Source organism: Mucilaginibacter sp. P2_D11, from assembly GCF_056404435.1.
This window is the reverse complement of sequence record NZ_JBFUEA010000032.1, coordinates 1-14,168: the sequence shown is the minus strand read 5'-3', so window position 1 is coordinate 14,168 and position 14,168 is coordinate 1. Positions and strand designations below refer to the sequence as shown.

Below are 14,168 nucleotides of genomic sequence, written 5' to 3'. Positions count from 1 at the left end.
ATTTTTCTAATTTTTATTTGAATAATAAGTCAACAAATTGTTTATAGGTTCTTTTATGATGCCTGCTATTTTAATGTCCCGCTCTTCTGCGGCCTCAGCCAGGTAATCCTGGAAATTGGAGGCCACCGAGCCTGCAAAATGAATAGGGGCGTCCGGGTGTTCCGCGCGCAAAGGTAATAAATAGGTATCAATCAGCTTAGTAAATCCTGTTTTAATGATACTGCGCAGATAAACGTCGTTTTTATTCTCCGAAAAGAACTCGCTGAACGAACTGAGGTATAAAGCAGGCTCTTTTTTGCGGTAAACTTTCTCTAATAAAGTCTTGCGGTCGGCATCGTAGCTGTGAATGAATTTCTTGCGCAAATGTGCCGGAAGGGTCTCATTCATAAAGCTTTTGATAAGTTGGCGGCCCAGCCAGTTGCCGCTGCCTTCGTCGGCCAGGATGTAACCGAGGCCATAGTTGTTGGGCTTCACCTTCCTGCCATCGTACCAGGCGGCGTTAGTGCCGCTTGCGCAAATACTTACAATACCGGAGCTATTTTTGCAGCAGGCAATGGCGGCGGCGGCAATATCATGCTCTACCACTACTTTCGCATTTTTGAAGAAAGCCTCGAGGGCATTTTTTACAACTTGCTTACGCTCGTCTGACGACGCGCCCGCGCCAAAAAAGTAAATACGTTTTATTTCTTCGGCGTGGTGTATGAGGTTAATGTTGCGGTTAAGCAGGTCCGTAATATATTTTCCGTCGTTAAAATAGGGGTTAATAGCATTGGTGTTAAAAGAGGCAATAGTCCTCTCCTTATCGGCTAAGCGCCAACCCGCATTGTTAGACCCACTATAAACGACTGCTAACATTTAGATTGATAAGATTTCAGACATTTGCATTAAATCCTCTTCCAGCTTAAACTGGTGCTGGGTCAACGCTTCCTCTAAAGTGGTCAACTTAATATGGTTGGCCTCAAGCCCTACCATCATTTGCGATTTTCCGGCTATTAAAGCATTAACGGCGGCGAAGCCTAAGCGGCTACCCAGCACCCTATCGAAAGCCGAAGGACTGCCGCCGCGTTGCAAGTGACCCAATATAGTAACCTTGATATCGTAAAATTTAACCTGCGCGCGCACACGCTCGGCCAAATCATACACGCCACCGGTTTTATCGCCTTCGGCAACTATGACGATGCTGGATGATTTTTTGTTGAACTGGCCCGCCTTAAGACTTTCTATCAAATCGTCGATAGCGGTAGCGCGCTCGGGCAATAAAATAGCCTCGGCACCGCAGGAAATCCCTGCACGCAGGGCAATAGCGCCCGAATCGCGGCCCATTACCTCTATGAAGAAAAGGCGATCGTGCGCATCGGCAGTATCGCGTATCTTATCTATGGCTTCTATAACGGTATTGGTAGCTGTATCGAAACCAAGCGTGTAGGTAGAGCCGTATAAATCATTATCAATGGTGCCGGGCACGCCCATTACGGCAATATCCGGGAAACGTTTAGAGAAACGCAGCGCACCGGTAAAAGTTCCGTCGCCGCCAATAACTACTAAACCATCAATCCCTTGTGCCTTTATATTATTATACGCCAGTTCCATGCCTTCATCGGTACGAAAAGGCAAGCAACGTGCAGTTTTTAATATAGTACCGCCCAGGTTAAGTATATTGCTCACCGAACGGGTTTGCATATCGTACATATTATTATCTATAAGGCCCTGGTAACCCTGCCTTACGCCAACAACTTCCAGCTTATTATAGATGGCAGTACGCACTACTGCTCGTATGCAAGGGTTCATGCCCGGTGCATCGCCGCCTGAAGTGAGGACTGCTATTTTTGAAATTTTACCCATTTTTACGATCGTAAATTTGTGCCACGAATATAAGGTGTCGAAATTACACCATTAAATTTAATTTATTATTTTTGTAATGAATTTTAAGGTATATATTTAACCAGTTAACCTAATATAACCACTTTTGGAAGTAAAGTTACCAACATTTGATTCGGTATTTTCCATCGACTGTGTAATTTTTGGCTTTGAAGCCGGCGAATTAAAGATATTGCTCATTGAACGTAATGAGGAACCCTTTAAGGATTGGCTGGCTTTGCCGGGATACATTGTATCGCAGGATGAAAGTATCGATGATGCCGCTGAGCGTATTTTATACGAGCTCACCGGCCTTCGCGATCTGCACATGCAGCAATTCCACACGTTTGGCGAGGTAAAGCGCCACCCGCAAGGGCGCGTTATCACCGTTGCCTATTACGCGCTTATACGTATAAACGGGCAAAAGGAACTTAAACCGGTTACCCAGTACGCAAAATCGGCGTTTTGGCACCCGGTTAACGATTTACCTAAGCTAGCCTTCGACCACAGCGATATCTTCAACACCGGGTTCAATAAGATACGTCGCAGGCTGAATTATCAACCCATCGCTTTCGAGTTGCTGCCCGAGAAATTTACGCTCACGCAGCTGCAATCCCTTTACGAGGCAGTGCTGAACAAAAAGCTGGATAAGCGCAACTTCCGCAAGAAGATGCTGAGCTACGGCTTTTTAAAGGAGCTGGACGAGAAGCAGAAGGGCGTATCGTACCGCGCCGCCAAACTCTACAAGTTTGATAGAAGAAAGTATGCCAAGATTTTCCAGAACGAATTGAATTTGGTGCAGTAGAGAAGATTCAAGAGACAAGAATCAAGAGATAAGACAAAAGAACAGCGAAAGCCTGGAATAATTCCGGGCTTTCGCTATTTAACCCGGCACGTCATTGACGGGTGGTAATAAAAAGGGGGCGAAAGCAAATGCTTTCGACCCCTTTTCGCTTTTCTCTTGATTCTTGTCTCTTGATTCTTGTCTCTTGATTCTTTTCTCTTGATTCTTGTCTCTTGATTCTTGTCTCTTGATTCTTGTCTCTTGATTCTTGTCTCTTGATTCTTGTCTCTTGATTCTTGATTCTAAAGACTACTAGGCGCCAGGTCCAGGTGGTATTTCACCAGGTTATCTATAGGCGAGCGGATGATGTTGCCAACGGTCATGCCGTTTTCGGTGCAAACTTCTTCGAGCACGTTGCGGAAGTTGTAGCCTACCGAGCCGATGCAATTGAAGGTATATTTTTGATAATCGGGGTAGTGGGTAACCAGGTTCTTGAAGAAATCTTCGAACGAGGTGCGCACCAGGTTGCGCGAGTATTCGATGTTAACGTTGTTATCGTAAACGAATTTGCTGAAGCTTGCGCAGAAACGGTTTGCACGGGGCTGCGTGTAAACAATCTCGTTGATATCATCTGGCGTATATTTAAACTCTTCCCAAAATGCTTTGCGTACGGCTTCGGGCATGTAACCGCGCAGGTAATCGGTTAAAAGTTTTTTACCGATGTAACAACCGCTGCCCTCATCGCCCAGGATATAAGCGCCAGAGTCGATGTTTTGTACTACGTCCTTGCCGTCGTAAAGGCAGGTGTTGGTACCGGTGCCTAAAATAGCTGCGAAACCTTCGGTGTTGCCAAGCAAGGCACGTGCGGCAGCCAGCAAATCGTGGCCTATGTTTACCTTAGATTTTGTAAAAACGGCCGACATAGCTTCTTCCACAACCTTGCGCATCTCGGGAGTAGAGCAGCCTGCGCCGTAGTAGTTTACTTCGCTAATATTGTCTTTCTCCAGGTCGTTTGGTAAACTTTCCTTTAGGGATTGTATGATGTAATCTTTCGGAGCAAAATACGGGTTGTAACCTTCGGTATTGAAATACACTTTTTTACCTTCTTCAGTAACCAGGCACCAGTTTGTTTTGGTCGAGCCACCGTCAGCAATTATGATCATATAGTTAAGAGTTTTAAAAAAATTGTGTTAAAAGTATGATTTACTTATTGTAAAAAAAACACTTGGTTATTTTAATGCTGTTTTTTGCTAAATGCACATCATAAAATGCGATTTTATGCGAAAAATTAAACTTTTTCGGGTTTTTGCTAACATTTTTAACCGCGTTTTTATCTGTCAAGCTAACAGATAAAAACGCATTCCTGGCGCTGTTTCACAGTATGGTAATAACTGCAATGATAGATAATTTTTCAGCAACTATTGATGCAATATTACCGCAAGGTTAATAAAAGGCGACAAAAACGATGGTTTTGCTCGTAAAGCTCATTATGGGAAAGGAAGTAAATCTGCAACGAGGGTAGCGTTGGCATAGGCTCGATTTAATACGCTTAAAAAACCGGGAATGATGATGAGGATACTCATCTCTTCGATAGGACTTATTTGTATTTTAAGGAATTTGGCGGACTGCGACGCAGAGTTACATCCTCAGCCTCAACGAAACCGACCGGCCAAGTGCCTGCACCAGTTCAGGGTCGAGCGAGGTGTTGCCATCTTTAAGGGTCCAAACCCGCCGGGCATCTTTTATCAGTTCCACTTTTTCGCCGTTCAATAACAGTTCAAGTTCGGTGGTGTTTTGGCCTATCAGTTTGCTATTAACAATCTGGTAAACATAATCTTTATCATCAAAAGTAATCCTCAGCGGTAATCCCATATTCACGTTATTCGGATGTAAATATAGGTTTTATTACGTTTAAAGAAGTTTTATTAATGATATAGTTAAAAAGCCACAATAAATCAACGAAGCGGATATTGCCATTTTGAGTATAACTTTGCATATTTGCAGCGCAAAATTTTGCATGGTCTCATAGCTCAGCTGGATAGAGCAACAGATTTCTAATCTGTGTGGACTGGGCTACTTCAGCTTTAAAAAGCTAATTCTACGGCTCGAGGGTTCAAAGCGGGAATACTGCCTTTATTAACTGGTTTAATTACGATAAAGACGATATGGAACAATCATGAGGTGCTGGAGGTTGGGAGCTCGAATCTTCCCAACGTTTAGGTTAAAAGCCTTTAGATGAAAGTTTAAAGGCTTTTTTGATTTTGGTCTCAACTAAGAAAGATAATCAGAAAATGTTTAGCTATTGTACCCTCAGAAAGCCTGTATTTGGATTACCGCAACAATTGAGGACAATGGTCAGTCAAATCAAACCAATTTTATACAGCCAGTAAAAAAGTTAATTTAACGGAAGCGTGATCTTGAAAACAGAACCCAGGCCGGGTTTACTATCCAGTTCGATTTGTCCCTTTAAGGATTCCACCTGGTTTTTTACCATAAATAAGCCAATGCCGCTGCCTTCGATACCGTTGTGAAAACGTTTATAGATGGTGAAAACCTGCGTCCCATATTTATCCAGGTCTATCCCCAGCCCATTATCCTCGAATCGCAAGTACAGCCGTCCGTCCGCCTGCGCGGAACTAACCCGGATAATAGGTTTTACTTCGGGGTTAGCAAATTTAAGGGCATTAGAGATCAGGTTGAAAAAAATACTGTTCACAAAGGCGCGTACGCTGACCACCTCGGGCAAGGACGAAAAGTCCGTTTCGATCTGCGCCATCTTATTGTTAATCAGGGTCGTCAGCATATGAGTTACTTCTTCCAATACCTCCTGCAGTTTAACAGGCATTTTAAGCTCGTACAAATCACGCTTTACCTCTAATATCTCATTCAGGTCTACCACTATCTTATCCAGTTGGTCGGCGCGGTTGGCAATACTATCTATGATGACCTCTTGCTCCTCCGGGGTAACGCCTGCTTTAGCCAGGGATGTCAAACCTAATATCGTGGAAAGCGGTGCCCGAACATTATGCGATAAAATGTGAGCGAATTGTTCAAGGTCCTTATTACGCTTCACCAGGTCCGTTATGATTCTTTCCCGTTCTCTTTCCGCCTCTTTCCGCTCGGTAATGTCCATCGCGATGGTCAAGAGCGCTTTTTCATTGGTTTCAGGAACGGTATAAGGTAATTTCGTCACATAAAAAAAACGCTCTTTACCTAAATAGTCAGTTACCCGCATTTCAGGGATAACCTTCATCTTGCCGGATTGGATGGTAGCTATTTCTTCCTCGCGGGAATGTGCCAGCGTGTTATAGCCTGTCAATACCTCCTCAAAGGTTTTGTTTAATAAAAATTCCGGCCCGACATGATAGAGTTGGGAAAACCCCTTGTTGACGAAAATGAATTTCCCCGCCGCGTTCTGGGCAAAAACAGCCTGGGGTATGATATCAATGATTTGGTTGATGTTAGACGCGGATTGCTGAAGGGCCCGTTCCGCTGCCTGCCTCTGTTTGTCTTTTTCAAATACACCTTTGGCAAAAGAGATGTCTTCTGCAGCTTCGGTCAATAAAGCGAGTTCGTCGGCATCAAAAAAATCATCTGTGCCGCTGGCCAGGCTAAATATTCCCACCGTGTGCCCGCCTCTTTTTAAGGGCAGAACGATGAAAGAGCGACATCCAAGTCCCAGGAGGGTGGCTTTCCATGCTTGGCCCTGAAAATCCCGCTCAATATTATTGCAGATATAACACTCACCTTTGGTGATAACCTGGTTCAGTACGACACTGGCTTTATAGGCAAAGTTTTTAAACAGGTGGGTGTCTTGCTCCAAAAAGCCGCGTTGAGCGACAAGGTTGATCGTTTTATTTTCAGTGTTTACCAAGCCGATCCATGCTATTTGAAATTTCCCAACCTCGGCAGCTATTTGGCAGGCTTCATCAAACAGGGTTTGCTTATCCTTTAAATGAACAATAGTTTGATTAATGCGACTTAAAAACAAATACAACCGGTGAGCCTGTATGAGCTTTTCATTAGCCGTCTTGCGTTCGGTAATATCAATTATCGATGCAATTATCAGGACCTTATCGCCCGTGTTCACAGGGTTTAAACCTATCTCTACCGGGAACTCGGTGCCATCCTTGCGCAAGGCATACAGGTCTCTGCCGGGGCCCATGTGCCGTACGGAAGGAGCCGCAATAAAACCATCCCTGAGTTTTGGGTGATGATGTTTGAACCGTTGCGGAATAAGTATTTCTATCTCCTGCCCGATCAGGTCCTGGCGTTCGTAACCGAAAAGCTTTTCCGTTTGATGGTTGATATACGTGATATGCCCCTCAGCGTTCATCAAGACGACGGCAGAAGGCATGGCTTCTACAATAGCTTGAAAGGTTGGTTGAGTGTAGGTAGCCTGCATTAAAAAAAAAATAATTGATTTTAATTAAAGGTAAAACATAATTTGGAATTTTTCGGGGAATTTTAAATGCTGGTTAAATTCCAAATATTAAGAAGTTTAGATGAAGGCTGTCATAATTCTCCTCTACGGTCAGATTGTGAAAGCATTACGGGCGTTGCAAAAAAAACGGTTTAGAGAACTATGCCAAGTCGATACAAAGCGAAGCTGAAATAAGCCCTTGGGGATATTGCCATTTTGAGTATAAATTTGCATATTTGCAGCGCAAAATTTTGCATGGTCTCATAGCTCAGCTGGATAGAGCAACAGATTTCTAATCTGTCGGTCACAGGTTCGAATCCTGTTGAGATCACAACAAATCCCAAAAAGCCTTAAGTCGAAAGATTTAAGGCTTTTGTGTTTTTAAGGCATTGCAAATGCCGTTATAAGGCCTATTTTTACATGATCATCATGAAAAAAATCCTAACCTATTCCTTAAAAGTGGGCTTTACCACATTATTCGTATCGCCAATATTAAGCATGATTATCATGTACACTTTTATGGCGTTGGTTTTCCTGATAAAACCAGATAATTGGGGATTTGCAGCCCGTATCGATTTTTACGATATTGCTGTGTTAACAGGCATAATTACTGTGGTATTACCTTTTGCTATTTATAGGGCCATGCGATCTGCCCCCGGCGTTTACAATAAAAAGTCGCAGATTACAATTTCTACCTTCTTCGTTTCTATCCCCTTAGTTTATGTGCATTTCCACATAGTCCGTAGTGCCGCCGAGTATTCCCTGGGGAATATTTTACTGATGGTTATCCCAAATCTGCTTGTAGCGATGTTAAGCATGCGTTTTTATCGGCTGGATGTTGGGACGCCGGTGCCGGGAGTAGATATAAACGAACACTAAATCCGATTTCTCTTTTGGCGGATAAATTTTTAAATTTTAAATGGAAAAGTTAAATTTAGAAAATATCCTTGCCCAAAAACCACTCCGTGAACTACATCGACCTCTTACTCATCCTCATCATCGTCATTTGCATCCGCACGGGCATCAAACATGGTTTTATCCTGTCGGCGCTTTCGTTGGCGGCATGGGTGGGTAGTCTCATCATCGGCTTTTTATTATACCACCCGCTTGCAGGTTTTTTGCATATGATGATGCCCTCGGCAGGTTTTTGGGTGGCACCATTGTCGTTCATAGCCGGTATTTTCATCGGCAAGCTTGTATTGGATAGGATTATCGACAGTACCCTCGATCGCATACCCATCGATAAGCATATCAGCAAAACCAATAAGCTTTTGGGTGCCATCCCCGGTTTTGCCAACGGGTTCATCTGGGCTGTGCTGATATCGGGCATCCTGCTGTTGGTGCCTTTTACCAACAGCCTTTCTAAAGAGACAAGGGAAAGCCGTGTAGCCCGGAAATTGATTGCCAAGGTAAGCTGGATGGACGACTCGCTGTCGCCCGTATTTAGAGAGGTACTTAACCATACAGAACCCACCAAAGACAACAAAACAGGTGGCGAGGAAGCCATAAAACTCCCCTTTAAAGTAACCGACGCCACCGAACGGCCCGACCTTGAAGCCGAAATGCTGGTATTGATCAATAAAGAGCGTAAAGAGCATGGCCTGCACTCTTTAAAAGCCGATCCTAAACTTGCCATTGTTGCCCGTAAACACTCAGCAGATATGTTTGCCCGGAGCTACTTTTCGCATTACACGCCCGAGGGTGCCGACCCATACGCGCGCATGATAAAGGGTAAGATAACCTTCCTTACCGCGGGTGAGAACATCGCGCTTGCGCAAACGCTGCCCTTGGCGCATACCGGTTTGATGAACTCGCCAGGCCACCGAGCCAATATACTAAACCCGGCTTACGGGCGGGTGGGTATTGGTATTTTAGATGGCGGCCTATACGGGTTGATGATTACCCAAAACTTCAGGAACTAAGAACAAACAAACCCTAAAAAGAAAGGCGGCGCCTTATAGCCCCGCCCCTCCTGCTGCGTTATTTTACCAGGGCGTTACGCCATAGTCGCTGAAGTATGCTCCGGTTGGGCCGTCTTTTTCTATCATAGCATATTTTACAATAGGCGCAGCACCCTCTTCCACGCTTTTATAGCCCTGGTTACCATTAAAGTCGGTTTTGGTGTAGCCGGGGTTTACAGCATTCACCTTGAATTTATCTTTTAATTCGTAAGCCAAAGCAATGGTGTAATTATTCAATGCACTTTTCGATGGGCCGTAAGCAGCCGTTTTAACCTCATAGTGCCTCCACGTTGGGTCGCTATGCAACGTTAACGAACCAAGGTCTGAAGTTACGTTCACAATTCGTGGATTGGGCGCATTTTGCATGAGGGGCACAAAAACCCGCGCAATACGTGCTACGCCTATCACGTTTACCTCAAACACATCTCTAAATATTTGATCGGGCGTATTTAGAGCCGACTGCGGGAAGCTGCCGGGGATACCGGCATTGTTTATCAATACGTCTAAATAATCTATTTTCCTACTAAGTTCGGCGTAAGCTGCCTGCACAGATTCTTCGCTGGTTACCTCCAGTTGTATAAACTCCACATCGGTTAAGCCTTCGGCATGTAATTGGGCAACAGCAGCATCGCCCCTATCTTTATCGCGGGCAGCCAGGTAGATGTGGTAGCCAGCTGTTGCCAGTTGCCGCGCGGTTTCCAGGCCAATACCTTTATTGGCGCCGGTAATTAATACGGTTTGTTTTTTCATGATGCAAAGCTATAGCACGGCAATAGTTATGCCACTGGACATAGCAGGGCATTAACTGTACATTTCGCGGATTTGCTGGCGGTAAGCCATCGGGGTGGCATCGGCAAGGCGTTTAAAGAAGCGGTTGAAGTAGGCTGCATCCTCAAAACCAAGCTCATCGGCAATTTGCTTTACCGAAAGCTCGGTATGCAGCAAACGGCGCTTCGCTTCCATAACCAACCGACTATGTATATGGCTTATAGCCGTTTTTCCGCTTTGCTGTTTAATAACATCGTTGAAGTAACCAGGGGTGAGATTAAGCAAATTAGCGTATCCTGCAACCTCGTGCTGATGGGTGTGGTGTTCGGTAATCAACTGCTGAAAGCTTTTGAGCAGGCACTGCCCCTGTGTTATCTTGCAGCCTTCGCCAAATTGTTCGGCATAGAGCCTGCTGAGGTATATCACCAACACCTGCAGCCAGGAGGCCAGCATTTGGTTGCGCCAGCCGCTATTGGCCCGGTATTCGTCGTTCATCTTGCGCATGATGTCCTGCACGTAGGCAAACTCTTCGAGTGTAAGCACCAACTCGTGCGCTGCCGCAGGGTTCTGGATGATGGGGAGACGGCGCAGCATCAGGTTCTCTTCCAGCAACAAAAACTCCTCGGTAAAAGTGATAACCAGGCCCTCCATGGGGCATATCTCCTCTTTTAAATGAATCTGCTGCGGCACGGTAAAGTAAAAATGGCCCGGCTTTACCGTGTAAGGCACATCATCTATCCAATGGCGGCTGCTGCCCTGCACCACCAACGCGAACATGAAAAACTGCTTGCGGTGAGGCAGCAAAAAGCCGGGGTCAATTATCGGTTCTACGCCGTCAGATTCGCGCACCTGTATCATCACGGGTTTGCCATCATCTCCTAACAGGGGATAATTGGCAATAACGTTTCTCTCGGGCGCGGTTAATGTGGGCATGGTATAAAATTAAAAAAGATGGCCGCAGGTACAGCCATCTTTAGGTAAAATCGTCAAGAACCAGATTTGCCAATTCTTAAAGAGTTAGCAAATCTCCTCCAGGCAGCACTACATCAATTCCTTATCCTTCTTTACATGATAAGCCTTATTGGCCATGTAAAAAAGCCCCACCGTTGGGATAACATAAAACAACGCACCTCCGTATTTGATATCAGGATAGGTGGTTATCAGTTGGTAAACCAACAGGGCTAATGCAGCTATGCCACCGATGAGGTATAAATAAAAGAACTTCATCTCTGTGTGTTATTTTGTTTTTGCAACCCTTTTAAATATAGCTGCCCCCAGCGGCGGCACCGTTAATTGCATCGAGTTTTCTTTGCCATGCCATGCTTCGGCATCGGTTTTTATCGGATTGAAGTTGATCATGCCGCTGCCCCAATATTGTTGCTGGTCGGAATTGAAAATCTCCTGCCACTCCCCTGCCGCCGGCACGCCAATGCGGTAGTTTTGGTGTGGAACCGGTGTCATGTTCAGCACTACCACCAGATCGTTTGCCGCATCTATGCCCTTACGCATGTACACGATAACCGAATCGGCCATGTTGCTGGCATCTATCCATTCGAAGCCAGTCCAATCGAAGCCTTTCTCGTACAGGGCCGGCTCAGATTTGTATAATTTGTTGATAGCTTTTACGGCTTCTTTGATGCCGTTATGGCTGGTATGCTCCAGCAGATGCCAGTCTAAAGAGCGCTCGAAGCTCCACTCACCCACCTGGCCGAATTCGCCCCCCATAAACAATAATTTGGTGCCCGGGTGGGTAAACATAAAGCTGTATAGCAAGCGCAGGTTAGCAAACTTCTGCCAGTCGTCGCCCGGCATTTTGCCCAGCATACTGCCCTTCCCATAAACCACCTCATCGTGCGAAAAAGGCAGCATAAAGTTTTCGGTAAAGGCATATACCATGCTAAAAGTAAGCTGGTTTTGGTGGTATTTGCGGTGTATTGGGTCGTGCTCGAAGTAGTCGAGCGTATCGTGCATCCAGCCCATCATCCATTTCATGCCGAAGCCCAGGCCGCCGGTATAAACCGGCCTGCTCACCCCGCTGAACGAGGTAGATTCTTCGGCAATGGTCTGTACATCGGGAAAGTGCCTGTAAACGGCCGTATTGAATTCTTTCAGGAAAGCAATCGCCTCCAGGTTTTCGTTGCCACCGAAAGCGTTAGGTTCCCATTCTCCATGGTTACGCGAGTAATCCAGGTAAAGCATCGAAGCAACAGCATCTACGCGCAGGCCGTCGATATGGTAACGCTCCAGCCAGAAGATGGCGTTGCTGATTAAAAAGGCACGTACCTCGTTGCGGCCGTAGTTGAATATGTACGATTTCCAATCCGGGTGGAAGCCCTTGCGCAGGTCCTCGTGCTCGTAAAGGTGCGTGCCATCGAAATCGTAAAGCCCGTGTTTATCCCCGGGAAAGTGTGAAGGCACCCAATCGAGTATAACGCCTATGCCGTTGGCGTGGAACTCCTCTACCAGGTACATCAGATCCTGCGGCGTGCCGTAACGACTGGATGCCGCAAAGAAACCGGTTATCTGGTAGCCCCAGCTTGGGTAGTACGGGTGCTCCATTATGGGCATGAACTCCACGTGGGTAAAGCCCATTTCCTTTATATAAGGCACAAGCTTGGCGGCTAACTGGCGATAGGTCAGGAACTCATCCGGGCTCTCGGGGTTGCGCGCCCAGGAACCAACGTGCATTTCGTAAACTGAATACGGCCTGTCTAAAGCGGTATGCTCGTAGCGGTTTCGCATCCAGTCCTGGTCTTTCCATTCGTAAAAGGTATCGGCCACAATAGATGCCGTATGCGGCGGCAGTTCCCAACGCAGGGCAAATGGGTCGCTTTTTTCCAGTTCGGCACCGTTGTGCGATTTGATGAAGTATTTATAGGTTTCGCCAACGCCCACATTGGGTATCCAGCCTTCCCAAATACCCGATGCATCCCAACGGTAGTTGAGCGCATGCGAACCCTTGTTCCAACCGTTAAAATTGCCAATTACAGCAACGTATTGCGCGTTTGGCGCCCAAACAGAAAAGTAGGTGCCCACCACGCCTTTATACTCCAGCACATGGGAACCGAACTTTTCGTAAAGCTTATAATGCGTACCCGCTTTAAACAGGTTGATATCGAATTCGGTAAAGCGGCTGTAAGGCTCTACGGCTTTTATCTCAGTATCAGAAGTTGCGTTGATAATAACCTCCATTTTGGTTTTATCGGCCAGTTTGGTTGCCGGCGCGCCCGCTTTTTTTGATGCTGACTTTGGCTTTTTCGCTACCGGTTCTTCAGCTTCCGGGAACGTTGGGGCGGCTTCGGCTTTTTTGGCGGCTTTTGGTTTGGCTGCCTTTATAGGTTTCGATTCGGATAATTCGGCTCCGGTAGTTTCTTTTTTCTTTGCCATAGTGGGGTAGCGCCGTACGCGCTTAGGTTAGTTGGTTGCGGGAATAATTCCCGTTGTTCAAATATATAATTATTGAACATACAATAGCAGGAGTTGTTTATTTAAAACAAAAAAGAGGTGGCAATCGCGAATATTTAACCGCAGAGGGCGCAGAGTAGCCGCAGAGAGACACAGAGATTTTATTACTGGTTATTATTGTTTACCAATTGAACTTTTTATTTTTAAGTATCCACCTAAAATAGATATCGGCGCGAAGATAAACATGGCAAAACTTTGCGTCCAGTGGCTGCCAGCTGACAGGGCCATAGAGATGCCGGCAAGTCCAAACATCAAAGCAGCCAATATGTAATTCAAGACCAACGTTTTTTGCTTCGCGATGAGCTGCACCACCAGGCCGGCAATTATCGAAAAGAAAACACCGTAGGCAATGGTTATCAATTTAAATTTTAAAGGCGCATCCTGGTGCGGATGGTGATGCGTTAAATTGAACAACAAAACCGAACTGATGGCAAATACCATGTAACCCGCAATAACCGATAGGATTTTCCTGAGCATTTCTTTTTTTTCTTCGAATGTAGGGGATTGAAAGATAGGTTGATTGTTGAAAATTGCGAAATGTTCAGGCAATCATAAGGGGGCTTAACAGCATCGTCATGCTGAATTTATTTCAGTACCCCATCATATAAGTAGCCACTATGCTGAGCCGTCATACACGCCGCGTACCTGTCCTGTGGGGTCCTGAAACAAGTTCCATTAGACTTGCAAAGAAATTAATTAACAGATTGTTGTTGATAATTTTGGGATGTTAAGATGTGGAGAAGATAGCCGGTAGGAAATATTCATAAGTTCTAGCCTTCGAGGCTCTATTCTGATCTGATACCCTGGCTATCTTCTTTTATTAACCCAAGGCTCTATAGTAATTTAACCCCACGTTCGTAGCATGGAATTAGCCGGGTTAACCCCACATCCTAAACATTAGCATGTTATG

General features: G+C 45.5%; 13 protein-coding genes and 1 tRNA gene. 4 read left to right on the top strand and 10 right to left on the bottom strand.

What is annotated here, in order from left to right:
* Positions 1-6: 6 nt before the first annotated feature.
* On the bottom strand, positions 7-855 hold the full coding sequence (locus AC1DXC_RS26820; protein ID WP_477462254.1) for a hypothetical protein: 849 nt from the start codon (positions 853-855) through the stop codon (positions 7-9).
* Positions 856-1,842: a 6-phosphofructokinase gene (gene pfkA / locus AC1DXC_RS26815; protein WP_477462253.1), complete on the bottom strand. Its 987-nt coding sequence runs from the start codon at positions 1,840-1,842 to the stop codon at positions 856-858.
* Positions 1,843-1,966: 124 nt separating this feature from the next.
* Between pfkA and AC1DXC_RS26810 the strand changes: the two genes are divergently transcribed.
* Positions 1,967-2,662, top strand: a complete 696-nt coding sequence (locus AC1DXC_RS26810; RefSeq protein ID WP_133232350.1) for an NUDIX hydrolase — start codon at positions 1,967-1,969, stop codon at positions 2,660-2,662.
* A gap of 281 nt (positions 2,663-2,943) precedes the next feature.
* Here the strand turns inward: AC1DXC_RS26810 and AC1DXC_RS26805 are convergent, their stop codons facing one another.
* The 3 genes from AC1DXC_RS26805 to AC1DXC_RS26795 form a co-directional block, all read right to left on the bottom strand.
* Positions 2,944-3,804 carry an N-acetylglucosamine kinase gene (locus AC1DXC_RS26805; RefSeq protein ID WP_477462252.1) on the bottom strand — a complete coding sequence of 287 codons (861 nt, stop codon included), beginning with the start codon at positions 3,802-3,804 and terminating at the stop codon, positions 2,944-2,946.
* A 475-nt stretch (positions 3,805-4,279) separates the two neighbouring features.
* Positions 4,280-4,513 carry a hypothetical protein gene (locus AC1DXC_RS26800; protein ID WP_477462251.1) on the bottom strand — a complete coding sequence of 78 codons (234 nt, stop codon included), beginning with the start codon at positions 4,511-4,513 and terminating at the stop codon, positions 4,280-4,282.
* 523 nt (positions 4,514-5,036) lie between these two features.
* The gene (locus AC1DXC_RS26795) at positions 5,037-7,046 is read right to left on the bottom strand and encodes a GAF domain-containing sensor histidine kinase (protein ID WP_477462250.1); all 2,010 of its coding nucleotides are present in this window, start codon (positions 7,044-7,046) and stop codon (positions 5,037-5,039) included.
* A 275-nt stretch (positions 7,047-7,321) separates the two neighbouring features.
* Between AC1DXC_RS26795 and AC1DXC_RS26790 the strand changes: the two genes are divergently transcribed.
* From AC1DXC_RS26790 to AC1DXC_RS26780, 3 genes are all read left to right on the top strand, one after another.
* Positions 7,322-7,395 (top strand) — tRNA-Arg (locus tag AC1DXC_RS26790).
* A 98-nt stretch (positions 7,396-7,493) separates the two neighbouring features.
* The gene (locus AC1DXC_RS26785; protein ID WP_477462249.1) at positions 7,494-7,943 is read left to right on the top strand and encodes a hypothetical protein; all 450 of its coding nucleotides are present in this window, start codon (positions 7,494-7,496) and stop codon (positions 7,941-7,943) included.
* 86 nt (positions 7,944-8,029) lie between these two features.
* Positions 8,030-8,986: a CvpA family protein gene (locus AC1DXC_RS26780; RefSeq protein WP_477462248.1), complete on the top strand. Its 957-nt coding sequence runs from the start codon at positions 8,030-8,032 to the stop codon at positions 8,984-8,986.
* Between the two features lie 63 nt (positions 8,987-9,049).
* Here AC1DXC_RS26780 and AC1DXC_RS26775 read toward each other — a convergent pair whose 3' ends face one another.
* The 5 genes from AC1DXC_RS26775 to AC1DXC_RS26755 form a co-directional block, all read right to left on the bottom strand.
* Positions 9,050-9,775 (bottom strand): SDR family oxidoreductase, encoded by a 726-nt coding sequence (locus tag AC1DXC_RS26775; RefSeq protein WP_477462247.1) that lies wholly within the window; start codon positions 9,773-9,775, stop codon positions 9,050-9,052.
* Positions 9,776-9,826: 51 nt separating this feature from the next.
* Positions 9,827-10,726 (bottom strand): helix-turn-helix domain-containing protein, encoded by a 900-nt coding sequence (locus AC1DXC_RS26770; RefSeq protein WP_477462246.1) that lies wholly within the window; start codon positions 10,724-10,726, stop codon positions 9,827-9,829.
* Between the two features lie 108 nt (positions 10,727-10,834).
* Complete coding sequence (locus AC1DXC_RS26765) at positions 10,835-11,020, bottom strand: hypothetical protein (protein ID WP_477462245.1); 186 nt, start codon at positions 11,018-11,020, stop codon at positions 10,835-10,837.
* Between the two features lie 9 nt (positions 11,021-11,029).
* Positions 11,030-12,985 (bottom strand): 1,4-alpha-glucan branching protein GlgB, encoded by a 1,956-nt coding sequence (gene glgB / locus AC1DXC_RS26760; protein ID WP_477462269.1) that lies wholly within the window; start codon positions 12,983-12,985, stop codon positions 11,030-11,032.
* A gap of 387 nt (positions 12,986-13,372) precedes the next feature.
* The gene (locus AC1DXC_RS26755; protein WP_477462244.1) at positions 13,373-13,735 is read right to left on the bottom strand and encodes a hypothetical protein; all 363 of its coding nucleotides are present in this window, start codon (positions 13,733-13,735) and stop codon (positions 13,373-13,375) included.
* Positions 13,736-14,168 lie beyond the last annotated feature (433 nt).